The organism is Marinobacter sp. 2_MG-2023 (genome assembly GCF_030546935.1).
Lineage (GTDB): Bacteria > Pseudomonadota > Gammaproteobacteria > Pseudomonadales > Oleiphilaceae > Marinobacter.
The window spans coordinates 665879-685523 of sequence record NZ_JAUOPH010000003.1 but is presented as its reverse complement, the minus strand read 5'-3'; the positions used below and the strand labels follow the sequence as shown (position 1 = coordinate 685523).

The following is a 19645-nucleotide window of genomic DNA, read 5'->3' as shown; positions in this document are numbered from 1 at the left end:
GGAGCTTGTTATGTTCAGCCTTACAGTCCGGGATCACATGATGATCGCGCACAGCTTTAATGGGGAAGTTTTCGGCCCGGCTCAAAAAACACACGGTGCCACTTACGTGGTTGATATGACGTTCGAGCGCCACGAGCTGGATAGTGACGACCTTATTATTGATATTGGCCTGGCCTCAGAGGCGCTGAAGCAAGTGCTGAGTGAATTCAACATGAAAAATCTTGATGATATCGAGGATTTTCGGGGCCGTAATACCACCACAGAGTTCATGGCAAAAAAAGTATTCGACCGGATGGCTACCGCCATTCATGCCGGCCGGCTGGGTGAGACGGCAAAGGGCGTGTGTGCGCTGAAAGTAACTCTGGCTGAGTCCCACATTGCCTGGGCCAGTTATCATGCTGGAATCTGAAACGACCCTGCACTTTGTTGTGCCTGGAGATCCGGATCAGAATACAGGTGGTTATCGCTATGTGCGTAAACTGGCCGAAGCGCTGAACCTGGCCGGTGCAGCAGCGGAGGTAACTGGGTTGCCGGGCAGCTTCCCCAAGCCCGATGCAGTTGCAACACAGGCAATGGATAGCCTGCTTTCCCGACTTGCAGACGGCTCCCGCGTCATTCTTGATGGGCTTGCCATGAGCGCAATGCCCGACGTGCTCGAAAAGCACGCTCAGCGTTTGTATCTGGCGGCGCTCATTCATCACCCGCTGGCAGATGAAACCGGGCTGAGCCAGAGCGAACAGAGCTGGTTTTTTGAGCGTGAAAAGAGAGCACTGAAAATAGTTCGCGACGTTTTCACAACCAGCGCATTCACAGCTACCCGGCTTGCGGCTTACGGTGTTTCAGCAGGACGTATCCGGACTGCCGAGCCGGGAGTGGAAAGCCCGGCGGGCAGGGCTACGCTGACTGCCAATAAAGCCGTAGAAAATCAGGCTCCGCACATTCTCTGTGTTGCACACCTTTCACCGCGCAAGGCGCAGCACCAGCTTGTTGAGGCTCTTTCCGGTTTAAAGGAGCTGCAGTGGCATTGCATACTCGCAGGTTCATGCGAGCGTGATCTGGTCTATGCAAGTAGCGTGCGACAGCAGATTCAGGACTCGGGGCTGCGAAGCCGGATTGATCTTGCTGGCGAGGTAGATGGAGACAAGCTCGCCAGCTTATATCGGCAAGCGGACATATTTGTGTTGCCATCTTTATACGAAGGCTACGGCATGGTGATAGACGAAGCCGTGGCTGTGGGCTTACCGGTTATTTCATCGGATGGCGGCGCCTTGAAAGCTACCGGAGACAGGCCGGGCGTAATGTTATATCCGGCAGGGGATGTGAACGTTCTGCGAGCGAGCCTGCGTAAATGGATTGATGATCCCGATTCCCTGGCGCATGCCCGTGCGGTTGCCCGAGGCGAGGCCTGCAACACAAGAACCTGGGCGGATACAGCAAGCCTGTTTCTGCAAGGGCTTGGATACTTTGATCAGAACCACCGCGAGACGCATTTCCCGGGCGAATGGCTGCAGGTACGGGAGACGGCAGACCATCGTGCGCGCTCCGTAAATCTGACACATAAGCTGGAGCATTGGCTGCATGCATTACCTACTGATGATGGCCCTGTCAGAATTGTAGACATTGGCACCGGTCGTGGGTCAAATGTAGCCTATCTGGCCCCAGCGTTATCAATGTCTCAGGAATGGCTGTTAGTTGATCAGGATGAAAGTTTGCTCGCTGAAGCGGCTCTCAGGTCCAAGAAACTGGACGTGTCCATGAGAATGCTACAGCATCGCCTGATGCCGGGGGACTTTCACGGGTTTCTTCCTCATCACATCTCTTTAGTGACAGCTTCGGCGCTGATTGATCTGGTATCTGAAGCCTGGCTCGCAGAGCTTGTGAAAGAGGTGGTTTCAAAGCAGGCGGCCATTCTTGTTGTGTTGAGTTATACCGGTCGTTTTGCGCTTACGCCGGCTCACGAACAAGACGATTTGTTGATAGATCTGGTAAACCAGCATCAGCACGGCAATAAAGGCACTGGCGCCGCGCTTGGCCCGGATGCCGCCTCTGCGCTTGCGGAAAAACTGGCCTTAAACGGTTACGAAGTGCAGGTTGAAGAAACCCCCTGGCATCTCCCCTGCAAAGACGCAAGGCTGGCTGAAATGCTAATGGCTGGCTGGGTAACTGCGGCCAAGCAACGAAGCCCGGATGCCGTTGCTCTTCTCGATGCCTGGTTTGTCGCCAGAAAGCACCAGTTGGCAGCGGGCGAACTGGAAATTACCGTGTGTCATCAGGACGTACTCGGGCTTCCCCCAGTCCGCACAACAACAAAGATACCCGAACAACCAATATGACCTTTTCTCGCAGCACGGGTATTCGCATCGCATTTAAATGGGTGTCGACTGCTTTGATCATCCTGGCGGTGCTGTTGTTTGTTGATGTGAAAGCACTGATTAATGAAATTACGCGCATTCCGAAGACTGCGATGATTGCCGGCCTCGTTCTGGGGGTAATCCAGGTATTTCTGTCGGCCTGGCGGTGGCGGTATACCGCCGGGCTTCTGGGTCTGCCGATACCCTACATACAGTCGGTGCGGGAGTACTATCTGGCAACCTTTACCAATCAGGTTTTGCCCGGCGGCGTTCTGGGTGATGTTAACCGGGCACTTCGCCATGGCGCTGATACTGACAAGAGGCTGGCAGCCGCCCACGGGGTTGCTATCGAGCGTTTATCCGGGCAGGTAGTGCTGGCGGCCGTGGTTATAAGTGGCCTTATCTGGTTGTTTATTACTGGCAGGATTGTTGGCGCAGACCCTGTGGAGCGTGACTCTACCAGCCATCTTTACTGGCTCCTGGCGGGTTCATTTGCTGGGATTTACCTGCTGTGGTTTCTCGCACGCAGGAGCGATCGGGTGTGCAGATATTTCGCCACTCTGCGCGGAGATCTCGCCCGGGCCTTGCTCTCCTGGCCAGCTTTTCCATTGCAAGTGCTGACGTCGTTGATGGTGGTGGCAAGCTATCTGGCCGTGTTCCTCGTGTTGGCCACCGGCGCGGGTTATATCACCGATCTGCCTTCGGCAGCTGTCTCAGGGGCTCTGTGCAGTCTTCTCCTGCTGAGCATGGTGATACCGGTTACTGTCTCGGGCTGGGGTGTCCGTGAAGGCGCAGCGGTGGTTCTATGGCCAATGGCGGGCTTGCCCGCAGAGCAGGGTGTGGCACTGAGTGTGGCCTATGGTGCACTTATATTTGTCTCCAGCTTACCAGGTGCTCTGTTCCTGTTCAGTTCGCCGGCAAGGCAACACTGAAATCAAGATCAAACAGCATGTCGGTGCCCAGGTTTACGAATTGAGAGGCAGGCCTGAGCGCGTCATCCAACAAGTCAATTTCCGGCAGGGAAAAGGCCGGCCTGCCACTGCCGATAATCATGGGAGCCACCATGACATGGAGCCGGTTTAACAAGCCAGCTTGCAGAAAAGACGAAACAGTCATGCCACCGCCTTCTATAAAAATCTTTCTCAGCCCGAGATCAGCAAGAACCTCAAGAACACGTTTCGGGTTCGCGAGTTCTTTTCCACTGCCGAGGCAAGGAATATCGATTACCGAACTCCTGCCGTAACCATCAATCATGCCAGGACTATAGTCGCCAGCAACCAGGCGCAGTGTCGGTGCAGATCCGTCGGTAAACAGGTGGTGGCTTTCAGGTACCCGACGATGACGATCAATAACAATTCTTACCGGATTGGCTCCGCTGGCACAGCGCACGGTCAGCCGGGGGTTATCCGTCGTTGCCGTGCCGGCGCCGACAATCACAGCATCGGAAAGGGCCCTGATGCGGTGCAGGTGGGTAATCCCATCGCCGCCGTTGATAAAACGGGAATTCCCGGTAACCGTTGCGATCCGGCCATCGAGACTTTGGCCGAGCTGACCGATAACGTGCCAGGGTGCGGATTCAGCAAGTGGACGGCACAAGGGTAAAAAAACACTCAGTAATGCGCGGGCTTCTTCTGTTGCTTCCTGCAGCAGCCGCCATTCTCCATTGCGGTGCAGCTTGAGTACCGGCTTATCGGAGTCTTGACGCGTTAGCGTTGCACCCGAAAGGTTCTCTGCTTGCAGAATAAGATTCCAGGCGGCTTCTGTGTCCAGTGCTTTAAAAGTCATAAGTTTCCTGGGTGGTTGCGTTCAAATCAGTATAGGCAGATTGTGCATAAAGCTATATGTACGTTACATTTCCTGATTAACTCACTTTTCCTGATAATTTTGCAGAGGCGAATACCATGCGTTACCTGCAGACATTCAACCGCCGGTTACGGCAGATGCGCGAGGCAGGGCGCTTATCCTGCCAGGATGTCGCCGAGATTTGTGGTGTGGAAGAAGCGCAGGTAATACGCTGGGAAGCTTCAGATGCCGGGCAACGTACCTATCCGGATTTAGCGGCGTTGTTGGATTTCTGTATAAAAACAGATACACCTCTGGAAGATCTGCTGGATCTGACAGCCCCCGGCGACGGTGGACAGCTCGAATTACCGGGGCTGGTGTTCAGCAACAGCGATGATCTCTCAATGGCGTTGAAAGAGCTGGAGCAGGTAATAGACAGGGTTCAGCTTTCGGAGGAAGAGGCAGAAATGCTGCGCCGTTTCCGCAAGACGACTGCGGAAAATCGGCGCATGATATTGCAGATTTTGGGTACCTGAGCAGCAAATCGATCAGCTTGCTGCCCTTTATTACTGTTTCTTGTAGATGTTTTCGTATACGTAGTTGGTCGCTTCCACGAAGCCGTCAATGCTGCCGCAGTCGAATCTCTGGCCCTTGAACTGGTACGCCAGTACACAGCCATTTTTAGCCTGTTCCAGCAGAGCGTCAGTAATCTGAATCTCACCGTTTTTTCCCGCCGGCGTGCGTTCCAGAATGTCGAAAATATCCGGTGTCAGAATATAGCGCCCGATAATCGCCAGGTTGCTCGGCGCATCCTCTGGTGACGGTTTCTCAACCATGTCGGTAATGCGGTAAAGGCCATCTTTCATGGACTCACCGGCAATCACGCCGTATTTGTGGGTTTCATCAGCGGGGACTTCCTCGATCGCAACAATAGAGCAGCGGAACTGGTTGTACAGCTTGACCATTTGGGCCATAACGCCGTCTTCACCTTCACCAGGACCTACGCAAAAGTCGTCTGCCAGCACAACCGCAAATGGATTATCGCCCACCAGGTTGCGACCGCTCAGAATGGCATGGCCCAACCCTTTCATCTCAACCTGGCGGGTAAATGCAAAGGTATTGTTATCGATAAGATCGCGGATAGAGTTCAGCAAGTCTTCCTTGCCTGATCCTGCAATCTGATGCTCCAGCTCATAGCTGATGTCGAAATGATCTTCAATAGCGCGCTTACCACGCCCGGTAACAAATCCGAACTCATGAATACCGGCTTCGGATGCTTCTTCAACGCCGTATTGCACCAGCGGTTTGTTAACGATGGGTAGAATTTCTTTCGGCATCGCCTTGGTGGCTGGCAGGAAGCGGGTGCCGTATCCGGCAACTGGGAAGAGGCATTTTTTGATCATTCGGTTCATCCTTTGGTCAAGATTTGCAGCGTTTCCATGATTTGAATTGAGTTTAGCAAGTTATTTTGTGTGAAAGGAGAGGGTGCCGCGGGGTTCATTACATTTTGTAATTGCCGGGACGAGTAACTGTGTTCCCGTGATTTGCCTGATATTTCTCACATTTTACATCTGAATGTCGCCATAACCGGCTGTTTTTAATTATATTAAAATTGTAACTTTTGGCAGTTGCTACTGGATTCTGTCGGTGCGTTTTTTTAAAGTAGCAGGGCTATATTTAAAGCACCGTAATTCTTTCTTTTCATTTCATCGAGGCTTTTTCGTGGGACGCACTCTGCTGGCAGCCCTGATTTTTGGTTTTTTTACTTGCCAGGTGTCAGCGAACAATTCGAAAACGACCGCAGACTCCGCCTTGTGGGATCTCTATCCTGCAGATTTACTGCAGTCGGTCACCCAATATGTCGCTTCCCATATGGAGTTTTCAGGTAACTCCAGCCAAACCAACGACAGGTCTGATGGCAGCATAAACCTGATCAGCAATGATCTGATCTGGTCACAGCATGTGCTTGGTCTCAATTTCAGCGATTCTGTTGCCCGTGAGGGTCGTGCCGAATCTACAACACTGGCGCTGCGGTACGCTTTTCCCCTCGCAGGGAGCAATTTCCGGATCGATCTCGAGAATAGGGATTATGCGGGCGCAGTGAGCGGTTCGGGGCAGCGTTATGATACGCGTGGTGAGTACCGCAACCTGAAGGTAACGGGAAATCGATCGCTTTGGGCGTGGCAGGGCATTGAAATCGACAGTGTCTTTTCACATTCCAGTGGCAGTAGCAGTGCGTTCGAAGAGGCTTTGTGGGTTGAGAGCTCCACGCATCGGCTTTCGAGCTTTGGCCTGCAGGGCTCGGCGTCACGGGATCTGTTAGGCGGCCTTTATGCGACAACCTCGCTGACTGCTGTAGGTGGGGTTGATTCGGAAGAAATCGTGAATTCATCCAGCCGCCACAGCGATGTGGATGGCTTTCACAGGCTGGCCGTGGCAGCGTCTTTGAGTAGAGAAGTGTTGAGCTGGAATCTCGGGCTTAACGGGCGTTATCAGTTTGCACCTGACGACCTGCCAGCCTCCGAATACCTTCGCATAGCTGGCCCGGGACTGATGCGGGGCTTTAACGGGCAGTCGGTGCACGTGGCAAAAGGTGGATGGCTGCGAATGAACGCCCGTAGTCCGGATTATCACTGGCCGTTTGTATCAGAGCTCAATTCAACCATCACATTTTCCCTGCTGCAGGGGTGGGCACCGTATTCGGCCGCCCAATCGGATCGTTCTGGCACCACTAGTACCGGAGAGATTTCTCTGCAACTTTACTCCAGGGATTTTCGCGCCGACCTGAGTATTGGCCAAATGCTCAATGCCTCCAACGAGGCCTTGCTGATGCCCACCAGCCCTGATCTTTCCTTATCATTCACTGTTGGCATCTGACTGCCGTTCCTGCTTTTGTTTATACCTTTTTTGACTCCTCGTTACTAAGATGTCACTTGAGGCCTGCCATACAGCGGGTGTTACATTTGAACGCTGGTTTACAAGGAGTTTCGTAATGACTGGCTCACGGCTATCCGTATTTTTTACTCTGATCACGTTGATAACATGTTCCGGTTACGCTCAGGCGTTCGGGTTCAAGGACGTAGCAGACAAAGCCCGAAATTTGGCCGGCGAAGCCTACCAAAAGCCAGCCCAGGCCCCCGACTTCCTCAGAAACCTTGGCTATTCCGACTACCAGTCAATTCGATTCAAGCCTGATCAGAGCCTCTGGCGGGCCAGCGGATCACGGTTTCAGGTAATGATGATTCCACAAGGTAGCTTTTACTCCAACGCAGTTGGTCTCAATGTGATCGATAGTGAAGGGGTCCGTCCGGTGGAGTTTGATAAAACCCGGTTCGATTACCCCAGCCCGGAACTTGAAAAGAGGGTTCCTGCTGATCTCGGATATGCCGGGTTTAAATTGACTTACCCTTTATCAGGGAAGGATGCTCAGAACCAGTTTCTGGTTTTCGGTGGTGCAAGTTACTTTCGTGGCGTGGGGGCAAACCAGACTTTCGGGCTTTCAGGGCGAGGCATAGCCGTGGATACGGGCTTGCCATCCGGTGAGGAATTCCCCGCATTTACTGAATTCTGGATGGAGCGTCCCAAAGCGGGCGCCGACGTTATGGTGGCTTACGGTTTGTTGAACGGCCCGAGCCTCACAGGCGCCTACCGCTTCGAAATTCATCCGGGAAAAAGCACGAGAATGGATGTCACCGCGCAACTGTTTTTCCGGGAAGACATCGATCAACTGGGGCAGGCACCTTTAACTTCCATGTTTTTCTACGGCGAAAACACCCTGCGCCCCAGAGGTGAGTGGCGCCCGCAAGTGCATGATTCAAAAGGTTTGCTAGTTAGTGATGGAGTCTCCGGGGAGTGGCTCTGGCGCCCACTTGTGAACCCGGCAAAGCTGCAGTTGAGTTATCTTCATGTTGAGGGTCTTGAAGGTTTTGGTCTGATTCAGCGTGATCGGGAGTTTGATGACTTTCAGGACAGCGAAGCCCGGTATGACCGCCGGCCAAGCATGTGGGTAAAACCACTCGGCGAAGATGATAGCGGTTGGGGAAAAGGTGAAGTCGTACTTGTTGAAATTCCGTCAGGTGCAGAGTCGAACGATAACATTGCTGCCTTCTTCAAGCCTGATCAGGCGGCGGTAGCTGGTGCAAGCCGCAACCTGAAATACTCGGTAACCTTCGGAGAGCCTGATATTACCGGGCAGCCCAATGCCCGGGCTGTAAGGACATTTGTTGGTCACGGTAATGCGAACGATGACTCGGGCGAAGCCTTGAGGTTGATTGTTGATTTCAAAGGCGGTGAGTTAGCCGGGCTGCGACCAGGTGCGGCTGTTGTCAGCCAGGTCAGCGGAGCAGAGGGCGTTGAAGTCATTGAGCACTTTGTAGAATACATCGAAGCCAGCGATGTATGGCGCCTGTCGATCCTGGCAGAGCCGACCACCGGGCAGCCATTCAGGTTGCGAGGCTTGCTTAATAAGGATGACAAACCCGTTACGGAGACATGGACCTATTTCCTCGGACCTGAAACAGACCTTCGAGGGAACCCCCGGTAGCTGGAACCAGAAGCGAAATAACAGGCAAGGAGACAAGCATGGAAGACATTTCCTTTCAGCAGGTTTTTGGCCGTGTATATAGCTATCTAAGTGAAGCAGGCGTCGAAATGACCAGTGAGCGATGCCGACAAATGCTGCAACTTATTGATGATGCTATGGCCGAAGTGGGAGAAGACAAGGGCGGGCATCGCCTTTTGGAAAATGTAATGGACCGGTTGCCTGATTACTTCTCTATCCCCGGGGCAATCATTCCGGCAGCAGCGCCACCGTTGTGCCGGGGCAGTATCGGGTACCGCAGCCGTGGATAACACATTAACGGCAGGCTCTGAAAAACACCGCTGGCGACTCGTTGCGAATATCCGACGGGCGGTATTGATGCTCTTTGTCTTTGGTCAGACTACAGTGGCATCCTATTACCTGCTCTGGGTATTGCCGTACCACGGGGGCACCCTGCTGGAATTGGGGATGCTGGCACTTTTCGCGATCCTTTATGCCTGGATTGCCGTCGGTTTCTGGACGGCAGTATTCGGCTTTCTGATTCGACTGATGGGCGGTGATCGCCATTCGATACTCAAGCGCCATAAAGAAGCGGAGTTGCTGAAAACACCGCTGGCAAAAACGGCCGTGCTACTGCCTATCTACCATGAGCCGGTGCACTGGACGCTGAGCGGTCTTAAAGCCGTATACCGGGATATCGAACGTACCGGCCAGATCGAGCATTTTGAATTCTACATACTTTCCGATAGCCGAGACCCTGACGTCTGGCTGGAGGAGCAGGTTGCATGGAATCAACTGGCCAAAGAGCTTGGCGGTGAGGGGCGCATCTTCTATCGCCGGCGCCCGGTAAACCTTAATTATAAAAGTGGCAACGTGGCCGACTTTCTCCGTCGTTGGGGAAAGCGTTGCAAGTATATGGTCGTGCTCGATGCAGACAGCCTGATGACGGGCTCCACCATTGTTCGCATGGTGAGGCTGATGGAGCGCGAGCCTGGCGTGGGTATCCTGCAGACCAACCCGAATATTATCAACGGTCATTCCTTGTTTGCCCGGGTTCAGCAGTTTGCCAACAGGTTTTACTCTACGTTGTTCGCCAGTGGCCTTGCAGCCATTCAGATGGGTGATGCGGCATTCTGGGGCCACAACGCCATTTTGCGTATCGAACCTTTCATGAAGCATTGCGGGCTACGCAAGCTACCGGGTATCGGGATCTTCGGCGGCCCGATCATGAGCCACGATTTTGTCGAGGCGGCTTATATGGGGCGGGCCGGCTACGAAGTCTGGCTGGAACCAGGTCTGGGTGGCAGCTATGAAGAGTCTCCGCCAACCCTGGCCGACGAACTGGCACGAGACAGCCGATGGGCCAAAGGTAACCTACAGCACCTGTGGGTTATGTTTCGAGAGCCGGGCCTTCGGTTTGCTCATCGTATGGCGTTTCTCAACGGTATTATGGCGTACGTCGCTTCTCCTTTGTGGTTGGGGTTTCTGATTCTTACCACCATTGCGGCTGCCGATATGACACTGTCGCCCATCGAGTACTTTCCCGAGGGTCATCAGGGGCTGTTCCCGCTCTGGCCTGAGTGGAGGCCGGAATGGGCTCTGGGTCTTGCGCTGAGTACGCTGGCTTTGCTGTTTTTCCCGAAGTTTCTGGCCATTCTTGATGCCGTGATCCACAGGTTTACCAAAGAATTTGGCGGTCTTTTCCGGCTGTTCTGCAGCGTGATGCTGGAAATCGTGATTTCAGTGTTGCTGGCTCCAGTGCGTATGTGGGCGCACAGCCGCTACGTGGTATCGGCATTACTGAATGTTTCTTTGCAATGGGCGGGGCAGAACCGGACGGAAGAGACAAGCTGGAAGGAGGCTTTCATCACCCAGCTGCCTGGCATGCTTCTGGGCGGCGGATGGTCGGCATTCGCCTGGAGCCTGGATACCATGTTTTTCCTGTGGTCATTACCCGTGGCTTTGCCGCTGATTCTGGCCGCGCCGACGGCGGTGTATCTCAGTCGTAACTCCCTTGGCGAGGCGCTCAGAAAATGCCGCCTTTTGCTCATACCTGAAGAAATTAGAGCCATGCCACTGCTTGAAGACGCAGTCGCGTTTCGCTCTCGTGCCGTTACCGGCTCTCCACTCACACCCCTTGAGCAGGCCGTATTGAGGCTTGATCACAACTGCTTGCACCAGGCCTTGGCCTGGGATCACCGTTTGGGTTCTCGTGAGGTGGAGCTGAAATCGTGTGTGGCGCGCTGCCTTGGCGAAGGGCCGAATGCCTTATCACGCGCGGAAATGAGCCAGGTGGCAAGAGACCGCCAATCCCTGAAGGCATTGCATGAAGGTGCGTGGAGAGCTTCCCCCGCCAGTTACTGGGGCCGCGCCATAGGGCGCCTCAATACCCAGGCGAAAAGCTCGGGCGAAAGAAACATCGTTTGATACGAGTTGCACTTTAAGTCTGCCAGTTTGTCATTAAGAGGTGAGAGTTTATGGAACGACGAACGCTTATGAAAACCCTGATAGCCGGGCTTGGGGCCAGCGCGTTGCCGCTCAGCTCTGTGGTGTGGGCACAGGACACACAGCCTGGCACTGGCAATAACGAAAAACCCTTCAGCTATGCCTGGTTAAAAGGCTATGCACGGGACCTGGCAGCGCATCCTTACATTTCTCACGAGGGTGAACTGCCCCAGAGTCTGAAACAGATCTCCTGGGACGACTATCAGGCCATCCGTTTTCGCGAGGATCACGCGTTGTGGGCGGATAGCGAGTCTGCCTTTCAGGCGCAACTTTTCCATCTCGGACTGTATTTTCAATCGCCGGTTACAATCCATGAAGTCATTGACGGGAAAGCGACAGAGCTCCGCTACAACCCGGATTTTTTCGATTATGAAGGTGAGCAACCACTGGGGGACTTACCGGGCAATCTGGGTTATGCGGGCTTTCGGCTTCATTACCACACCAACTTCTCTCTGGATCTTGCGGCCTTCCTTGGTGCCAGTTACTTCCGCGCGGTGGGGTCGGAAATGCAGTACGGCATGTCTGCCCGAGGCCTAGCCATTGATACCGCTGTGGAAGGAGACGAAGAGTTTCCGAGATTTAGCGCCTTCTGGCTGGAGAAGCCTCAGCCGGGCAGCCAGGTGATCCGGGTTTGGGCCTTGCTTGATTCGCCGAGCACAACAGGTGCTTATGCGTTTGTTCTGGACCCCGGAAGCAACATGGTGATGGACGTTGATGTGGCGCTTTACCCACGGACGGAGATCAAACGGGCTGGCATTGCGCCTCTTACCAGTATGTATCAGGTTGGTGAGAACGATCGACGCATGGACTACGACTGGCGCCCGGAAATCCATGATTCCGATGGTCTGGCTATGCTGTCCGGCACCGGCGAATGGCTCTGGCGACCGCTTGAGAACCCGGCACATCTCCGTTTTAACAGCTTTACTGATAACAATCCCAAAGGCTTTGGTCTGCTGCAGCGTGACCGTAATTTTGACCACTATCAGGATGATGGGGTGTTTTACGAGCGCCGTCCGAGCGTTTGGGTGGAGCCGAAAGGCGAGTGGGGCAATGGCAGTATTGATCTGGTTGAAATCCCCACAGTGGATGAAACCTTCGATAACATTGTTGCATTCTGGCATCCGGAGCAGCCACTGCAGCCAGAGCAGGAATATTTGTTCTCATATCGATTGCATTGGGGGGAGCGGGCCCCCGTCAGCCCTCGTGAACTTGCGACAGTTCAGGCAACCCGCACAGGGTTGGGCGGTGTGATCGGGCAAAAGCGTGAATATTTCTCCTGGCGATTTGCCGTGGATTTTGCCGGAGGCGTGCTTGATATGCTGGGTGGCGATGCCGAGGTAGAAGCGGTCATCAGCGCCAGCCGGGGAGAGGTGGAAATAACCTCTGCGCGTCCATTGTCTGCAATCAACGGCTATCGGGCCATGTTCGACCTTGTGCCCGGCAATTCTGAAGAGCCCATCAACATTCGCATGTATTTGCGCCTGGGCGATGAGCCTCTTACTGAAACCTGGGCATACCAATACACGCCGCCACCGGCCTCTGAACGCAAGCTCTACTGATCAACCGTTGATCAGTGGCGAATGATCCGGGATTGTTAACAATGCGACTCAGGTATTGTTGACAATATCCGGTATCCGGCGTAGATTTCGACAACCTCAGCTATTATTGTTGACAAAATATGTCGGAACTCGCTTCACAAACCTACACCCGCGCCGATGAGGCTTTCGATTGTCTGCAAACAGCAATCGTCAAAGGGGATCTTGCACCGGGTGACAAAATCGGTGAGCTGGATCTCTGCTCCCGCTTCGAGCTGACGCGTGGCCCGCTTAGAGAGGCTCTTGGCCGTCTCGAATCCCGCGGCCTTCTGGTTCGTCGCCCCCATGCCGGTGTAAAGGTTGTTTCCGTCAGCGCCTCTGAGTTGGTGGAACTCTACCGTATAAGGGAAGTTATGGAGGGCTTGGCGGCGCGTCAGGCTGCCGAACGCATGACTGACCAGGAGATTGCCGACCTTCAAGCCACTCTGAATGCCCATGAAGCCATGATCGACGAGGCTCGCGGCCAGGCCTATTATCAGGCTGAGGGTGACTACGATTTCCACCATCGCATTGCCACAGGTAGCCGGAACACGAAACTGGCCCAAATGCTCCTCGGCGACCTCTATTACATGGTGCGTATGTACCGTTACCGTTTAAGTACCTCCGCCGGGCGTCCCCACCTTGCTCTCGGGGAACACCGTCGTATTGTTGAAGCCATCGCTCAGCGTGATGGCGAACTCGCAGAATTTCTCATGAAAAGACACATCAACGCAGCACGCAAAAATATCGAAAAAAAGATTGAAGAAGGTCTTTTAACTATCTGAATTAAATCGCCAATCAAACGAACGATATCAAAAGAGAGGGAAATGATATGTCCAGCAAGCTCTCCCCGGGCGCACGTTTTCGCAAAGCCCTGAACGACAACAAGCCCCTGCAAATTGTAGGAACCATCAATGCCTACGCCGCCATGATGGCGGAGAAAGTCGGCCATCAGGCCATCTATCTTTCCGGCGGCGGTGTGGCGAATGCCTCCTACGGCCTGCCAGACCTGGGTATGACCAGCATGAACGATGTAGTGGAAGATGTGCGCCGCATTACCGCAGCCACCGACCTGCCGTTGCTGGTGGACATTGATACCGGCTGGGGTGGGGCATTCAACATTTCCCGCACCATTAAAGAAATGGAGCGCGCGGGCGCTGCTGCGGTTCACATTGAAGACCAGGTGGCGCAAAAGCGTTGCGGACACCGTCCGAACAAGGAAATTGTTTCCAAAGAAGAAATGGTCGATCGCATCAAAGCGGCTGCGGATGCTCGTGAAGACAAAGATTTCTTCATCATGGCCCGTACTGACGCGTTTCAGAAAGAAGGCCTTGAAGCAGCCATCGATCGTGCGAAAGCCTGCATTGAAGCCGGCGCCGACGGTATTTTTGCTGAAGCCGTTACCGAACTTGAGCATTATAAAGCCTTCTCTGAGGCTCTGGGTGATGTTCCACTGCTGGCCAACATTACCGAGTTTGGTGCAACACCGCTTTACAACCGCAAAGAACTGGGCGAATCCGGCGCCAGCATGGTGCTGTATCCGTTGAGTGCCTTCCGTGCCATGAACAAAGCGGCGGTCACCGTATACGAGAATATTCTTGAGAAGGGCGATCAGAAAGATGTTGTTGATCTGATGCAGACTCGTATGGAACTTTACGATTACTTGAACTATCACGACTTCGAGCAAAAGCTGGATCAACTGTTCCAGCAATCCAAATAATTAGATAATTACGGGAGAGTGACCCATGGCAGAAGCAAAAAAACTTGGTGGCGCTGGCCTGCGCGGACAGGTCGCGGGCGAAACGGCATTGTGCACCGTTGGAAAAACCGGCACAGGTCTGACCTATCGCGGTTACGACGTAAGCGATCTGGCGGACAATGCCCAGTTTGAAGAGGTGGCTTACCTGCTGCTGCGCGGCAAGTTGCCGAACCAACAGGAACTGGATGCATACAAGGCAAAACTCCAGAGCTTGCGTGGGCTGCCCGAAGCCTTGAAGACCGTTCTCGAACAGATTCCCAAAGACGCTCACCCCATGGACGTGATGCGTACCGGCTGCTCCATGCTGGGCAACCTGGAAACCGAGATGGACTTCAGTGAGCAGGACGACAAGATCGACCGTCTCCTGGCAGCCTTCCCGGGCATTATTACCTACTGGTACCGCTTTGTTCATGACGGCGTGCGCATTGATACCGAAGGCACCTGTGACTCCATTGGCGGCCACTTCCTTGAGTTGCTGCATGGCAAAAAGCCAAGCGAGCTGCATGAAAGGGTGATGAACGTATCCCTGATCCTTTACGCCGAGCATGAGTTTAATGCCTCTACCTTCACCGCACGCGTTTGCGCATCGACTTTGTCTGATATTCACAGCTGCGTAACCGGTGCGATCGGTACGCTTCGCGGCCCACTGCATGGTGGCGCCAACGAAGCAGCCATGGAGCTGATCCAGAAGTTCCAGAGCTCTGAAGAAGCGGAAGAAGGCTTGATGGGTATGCTGGCGCGCAAAGAGAAGATTATGGGCTTCGGCCACGCGATCTACAGCGAATCCGATCCACGTAACGTGATCATCAAGAAGTGGTCTGAAAAATTGGCTAACGAGGTAGGTGACACGGTTCTGTATCCAGTGTCCGTTCGTTGCGAAGAAGTCATGTGGCGCGAGAAGAAGCTTTTCTGCAACGCCGACTTTTTCCATGCGTCGACTTACCACTTTATGGGCATCCCGACCGAACTGTTTACGCCAATCTTTGTTATGTCCCGCGTATCTGGCTGGACTGCCCACGTAAAAGAGCAGCGTGCCAATAACCGGATTATCCGCCCGAGCGCGGATTACACCGGGCCGGAGCATGCAGAATGGCTGCCGATTGAGAAGCGGGCATAGAAAGATTTCCCCCTCTCCCTAACCCTCTCCCACAAGGGGAGAGGGGGCCAACATATTTCGATCAAGGGTATCTCCATGAACACCAACTACCGCAAACCCCTTCCAGGCACCGACCTGGACTATTTCGATACCCGCCAGGCCGTGGAAGATATCCAGGCCGGCGCCTATGACAAGCTTCCGTATACGTCCAGGATTCTGGCTGAACAACTCGTTCGCCGTTGCGACCCTGCTGCACTAACGGATTCTCTGAAACAGCTTATTGAGCGTAAACGGGATCTGGATTTCCCTTGGTATCCGGCTCGCGTGGTCTGCCACGACATACTGGGTCAGACCGCTCTGGTTGATCTGGCTGGCCTGCGTGATGCTATCGCCGAAAAGGGTGGTGACCCTGCCAAGGTGAACCCCGTGGTTCCCACGCAGCTGATCGTGGATCACTCCCTCGCGGTTGAGCATGCTGGCTTCGAGAAAGACGCGTTTGAAAAGAACCGTGAAATCGAAGATCGTCGAAACGACGACCGCTTCCACTTCATCAACTGGACCAAAACTGCGTTCAAGAACGTGGATGTGATCCCGCCGGGTAACGGCATCATGCACCAGATTAACCTGGAGAAAATGTCTCCGGTGGTGCAGGCCCGTGCTGATGGTGAAGGCAAAAAGGTCGCCTTTCCGGATACCTGTGTAGGTACTGACAGCCATACGCCAATGGTTGACGCCCTGGGCGTTATCTCTGTGGGTGTGGGTGGCCTGGAAGCCGAAAGCGTAATGCTTGGCCGTGCCTCCATGATGCGCCTGCCGGATATCGTAGGTGTCGAACTCACCGGTAAGCTTCAGCCGGGCATTACCAGCACAGACATGGTACTGGCCCTGACCGAGTTCCTGCGCAAGGAGCGTGTCGTCGGTGCCTATCTGGAGTTCTTTGGTGAAGGTGCAGACAGCCTGACCGTAGGTGATCGGGCCACCATCTCCAACATGACGCCGGAGTACGGCGCCACAGCAGCCATGTTCTACATCGATGGCCAGACTATTGATTACCTGAAGCTTACGGGCCGTGAAGACGAGCAGGTGGCTCTGGTCGAGCAATACGCGAAAGAAACCGGTCTCTGGGCCGACGCCCTTAAGACCGCCGAGTACGAGCGAGTTCTGAAATTTGATTTGTCTTCGGTCAGCCGCACACTGGCCGGCCCATCCAACCCTCACGCCCACCTGCCGACCTCCGAGCTGGCAGAGCGTGGCATTGCAGGCGAGTGGGAACTGGAAGAAGGCAAAATGCCGGATGGTGCCGTTATTATCGCGGCCATCACCAGTTGTACGAATACCAGCAACCCGCGCAACATGGTGGCTGCAGGCTTGATTGCCCGGAACGCCAACAAGCTCGGCCTGACCCGTAAGCCCTGGGTTAAGTCTTCCCTGGCACCGGGTTCCAAGACCGTAAAAATGTACCTGGAAGATGCTGAACTGCTGCCCGAGCTGGAAAACCTCGGCTTTGGTGTCGTCGCATTTGCCTGTACTACGTGTAACGGTATGAGCGGCGCACTTGACCCAGCGATCAGAGATGAAATTGTTGATCGTGACCTGTATGCAACTGCAGTGCTTTCAGGCAACCGTAACTTCGACGGCCGGATTCATCCATACGCGAAGCAGGCATTCCTTGCATCGCCACCGTTAGTTGTGGCTTATGCCATTGCGGGCACCATCCGCTTCGATATCGAAAAAGATGCGCTAGGTTACGACAAAGACGGAAACCCGGTCACTCTGAAAGACATCTGGCCGGATGACGCGGAAATCGACGCCATAGTGAAAAAGTCGGTGAAGCCGGAACAGTTCCGCAGCACCTACATTCCGATGTTCGACATCACCCGTGATGCCCAAGCCAACGCCGATCCGCTTTATGACTGGCGCAAGATGAGCACCTACATTCGCCGCCCGCCATACTGGGAAGGTGGCATGGTTGGCGAGAAGACCCTCAAGGGTATGCGCCCTCTGGCGGTGCTGCCAGACAACATCACTACAGATCACCTGTCGCCCTCCAATGCCATCATGATGGACAGTGCTGCCGGTGAATATCTGCACAAGATGGGCGTACCAGAAGTCGATTTCAACTCGTACGCAACTCACCGTGGCGACCACCTGACCGCACAGCGCGCAACCTTTGCCAATCCCAAACTGTTTAACGAAATGGTTCAGGATGAAAACGGTAATGTGAAGCAGGGCTCTTACGCGCGTATCGAGCCGGAGGGTAAAGTCACCCGCATGTGGGAAGCCATTGAAACCTACATGGATCGCAAGCAACCGCTGATCATTATTGCCGGTGCTGACTATGGCCAGGGCTCTTCCCGTGACTGGGCGGCCAAAGGCGTCGCTCTGGCGGGTGTTGAAGCGATTGTGGCAGAAGGGTTTGAGCGTATTCACCGTACCAATCTGGTGGGTATGGGCGTGATGCCCCTGCAATTCGAAGAAGGCACTACTCGCAAAACCCTCGATATTGAAGGGACTGAAACCTTCGATGTGGAAGGCACGCCAGCTCCCGGCGCCAAGCTGACGCTGGTTATCCATCGCAAGAACGACAGCACCGAACGGGTGCCGGTAACCTGCCGACTGGATACCGCAGAAGAGTTGTCTATCTACTCAGCTGGCGGTGTGTTGCAGCGTTTTGCCCAGGACTTCCTGGAATCGGAAGGCGCAGCATAAAAACGGAGCCCTGGCTGCCGGAAAGTAAAGCCAGGGCTCCGGCTTCAATATCCTAATGAGAGCAACGAAATGACTCACGCTCCGCAAATCAGAATTCCCGCGACCTACATGCGTGGCGGCACCAGCAAAGGCGTCTTTTTTCGCCTTGAAGATCTTCCTGAAAGGGCCCGCACCCCGGGTCCCGCTCGGGACAACATGTTGCTGAGAGTTATTGGCAGCCCCGATCCCTACCAGAAGCAGACCGACGGTATGGGCGGCGCTACATCCAGCACCAGCAAAACTGTCATTCTGAGCAAAAGTACCCAGCCGGATCACGATGTGGATTACCTGTTTGGTCAGGTGAGCATCGATAAGCCTTTTGTGGACTGGAGCGGCAATTGCGGCAACCTGACCGCGGCAGTGGGCGCCTTCGCGATCAACAGTGGCTTCGTGGCCAAAGATCGTATCCCGGAAAACGGTACAGCGATTGTGCGCATATGGCAGGCCAATATCCGTAAAACGATCATTGCCAATGTGCCGATCACCAATGGTGAGGTTCAGGAAACCGGCGATTTTGAACTGGATGGCGTCACCTTTCCCGCCGCCGAGGTTCAGGTAGAGTTTATGGACCCCGCCGACGGCGAGGGTTCCATGTTCCCGACTGGCAATCTGGTCGATGAACTGGAAGTGCCAGGTGTTGGCACTCTGAAAGCCACTATGATCAATGCCGGCATTCCGACAGTGTTTATCAATGCGGATGAAGTTGGTTATAAGGGCAGGGAGCTGCAGGATGACATCAACAGCGACCCCAAAGCCCTGGCGATGTTTGAAACCATCCGTGCCCATGGCGCCCTGAAAATGGGGCTGATTCAGAACATTGAAGAAGCTGCCTCCCGCCAGCACACGCCAAAAGTGGCTTTCGTGGCTCCACCGAAGGATTACACGTCATCCAGTGGCAAGAATATCGCTGCCGGTGATATTGATGTGCTGGTACGTGCGCTGTCCATGGGCAAGCTGCACCACGCCATGATGGGTACAGCAGCTGTAGCTATAGCAACCGCAGCGGCCATTCCGGGCACGCTGGTGAACCTGGCTGCAGGCGGTGGTGATCGTACTTCAGTCACGTTTGGTCATCCTTCAGGCACCCTGCAGGTAGGCGCAGAAGCTAAGGAAGTGAACGGTCAGTGGACGGTAACCAAGGCTATTATGAGTCGCAGCGCCCGAATTCTGATGGAAGGATGGGTAAGGGTTCCAGAGGATAGCTTTTAAGTAAAAGCCATTTGGTCTTTCGACCAAATGGCTTTAATTTTCAGTAGAGTCTATTTAACTGCTTGAGACTCTGCATCAGGT

At 54.2% G+C, this 19645-nt stretch carries 16 protein-coding genes; 14 read left to right on the top strand and 2 right to left on the bottom strand.

Translation table 11 applies throughout. From position 1 onward, the window contains the following. The first annotated feature begins 10 nt into the window (after positions 1–10). From Q4501_RS10400 to Q4501_RS10390, 3 genes are read left to right on the top strand one after another with little or no spacing between them, the layout of a single operon-like run. The gene (locus tag Q4501_RS10400) at positions 11–409 is read left to right on the top strand and encodes a 6-carboxytetrahydropterin synthase (protein ID WP_303596148.1); all 399 of its coding nucleotides are present in this window, start codon (positions 11–13) and stop codon (positions 407–409) included. Next, positions 396–2333: a glycosyltransferase gene (locus tag Q4501_RS10395; RefSeq protein ID WP_303596147.1), complete on the top strand. Its 1938-nt coding sequence runs from the start codon at positions 396–398 to the stop codon at positions 2331–2333. The genes Q4501_RS10400 and Q4501_RS10395 overlap by 14 nt, the downstream gene beginning before the upstream one ends. After that, positions 2330–3283: a lysylphosphatidylglycerol synthase transmembrane domain-containing protein gene (locus Q4501_RS10390; RefSeq protein ID WP_303596146.1), complete on the top strand. Its 954-nt coding sequence runs from the start codon at positions 2330–2332 to the stop codon at positions 3281–3283. Before Q4501_RS10395 ends, Q4501_RS10390 begins: the two co-directional genes overlap by 4 nt. Here Q4501_RS10390 and Q4501_RS10385 read toward each other — a convergent pair. Continuing rightward, complete coding sequence (locus Q4501_RS10385; RefSeq protein ID WP_303596145.1) at positions 3258–4136, bottom strand: RibD family protein; 879 nt, start codon at positions 4134–4136, stop codon at positions 3258–3260. The genes Q4501_RS10390 and Q4501_RS10385 overlap by 26 nt on opposite strands. Positions 4137–4252: 116 nt before the next feature. Between Q4501_RS10385 and Q4501_RS10380 the strand changes: the two genes are divergently transcribed. Beyond that, complete coding sequence (locus Q4501_RS10380) at positions 4253–4669, top strand: helix-turn-helix domain-containing protein (RefSeq protein ID WP_303596144.1); 417 nt, start codon at positions 4253–4255, stop codon at positions 4667–4669. A 30-nt stretch (positions 4670–4699) separates the two neighbouring features. On the opposite strand, the gene galU is transcribed toward Q4501_RS10380, so the two are convergent. Beyond that, the gene (galU, locus tag Q4501_RS10375) at positions 4700–5536 is read right to left on the bottom strand and encodes a UTP--glucose-1-phosphate uridylyltransferase GalU (RefSeq protein ID WP_303596143.1); all 837 of its coding nucleotides are present in this window, start codon (positions 5534–5536) and stop codon (positions 4700–4702) included. 319 nt (positions 5537–5855) lie between these two features. Between galU and Q4501_RS10370 the strand changes: the two genes are divergently transcribed. From Q4501_RS10370 to prpF, 10 genes are all read left to right on the top strand, one after another. After that, positions 5856–7010: a ShlB/FhaC/HecB family hemolysin secretion/activation protein gene (locus Q4501_RS10370; protein ID WP_303596142.1), complete on the top strand. Its 1155-nt coding sequence runs from the start codon at positions 5856–5858 to the stop codon at positions 7008–7010. A 115-nt stretch (positions 7011–7125) separates the two neighbouring features. After that, on the top strand, positions 7126–8676 hold the full coding sequence (locus tag Q4501_RS10365; RefSeq protein ID WP_303596141.1) for a glucan biosynthesis protein G: 1551 nt from the start codon (positions 7126–7128) through the stop codon (positions 8674–8676). A 38-nt stretch (positions 8677–8714) separates the two neighbouring features. Then, positions 8715–8984 carry a hypothetical protein gene (locus tag Q4501_RS10360; RefSeq protein ID WP_303596140.1) on the top strand — a complete coding sequence of 90 codons (270 nt, stop codon included), beginning with the start codon at positions 8715–8717 and terminating at the stop codon, positions 8982–8984. Beyond that, entirely contained in the window at positions 8977–11100 is a 2124-nt protein-coding gene (gene mdoH / locus Q4501_RS10355) for a glucans biosynthesis glucosyltransferase MdoH (protein WP_303596139.1), read from the top strand. Before Q4501_RS10360 ends, mdoH begins: the two co-directional genes overlap by 8 nt. A 50-nt stretch (positions 11101–11150) precedes the next feature. Continuing rightward, on the top strand, positions 11151–12737 hold the full coding sequence (locus Q4501_RS10350; protein WP_303596138.1) for a glucan biosynthesis protein: 1587 nt from the start codon (positions 11151–11153) through the stop codon (positions 12735–12737). 119 nt (positions 12738–12856) lie between these two features. Continuing rightward, positions 12857–13537 (top strand): GntR family transcriptional regulator, encoded by a 681-nt coding sequence (locus tag Q4501_RS10345; protein ID WP_303596137.1) that lies wholly within the window; start codon positions 12857–12859, stop codon positions 13535–13537. 47 nt (positions 13538–13584) lie between these two features. Further along, a complete protein-coding gene (gene prpB, locus Q4501_RS10340) occupies positions 13585–14472 on the top strand; it encodes a methylisocitrate lyase (protein WP_303596136.1) in 888 nt (295 codons plus the stop codon). A 25-nt stretch (positions 14473–14497) separates the two neighbouring features. After that, positions 14498–15628, top strand: a complete 1131-nt coding sequence (gene prpC / locus Q4501_RS10335) for a 2-methylcitrate synthase (protein ID WP_303596135.1) — start codon at positions 14498–14500, stop codon at positions 15626–15628. Positions 15629–15703: 75 nt separating this feature from the next. Next, positions 15704–18316 (top strand): Fe/S-dependent 2-methylisocitrate dehydratase AcnD, encoded by a 2613-nt coding sequence (gene acnD / locus Q4501_RS10330; protein WP_303596134.1) that lies wholly within the window; start codon positions 15704–15706, stop codon positions 18314–18316. Between the two features lie 69 nt (positions 18317–18385). Beyond that, positions 18386–19564, top strand: coding sequence for a 2-methylaconitate cis-trans isomerase PrpF (gene prpF, locus Q4501_RS10325; protein ID WP_303596133.1), 1179 nt, complete (start codon positions 18386–18388; stop codon positions 19562–19564). The last annotated feature ends 81 nt before the right edge of the window (positions 19565–19645 follow it).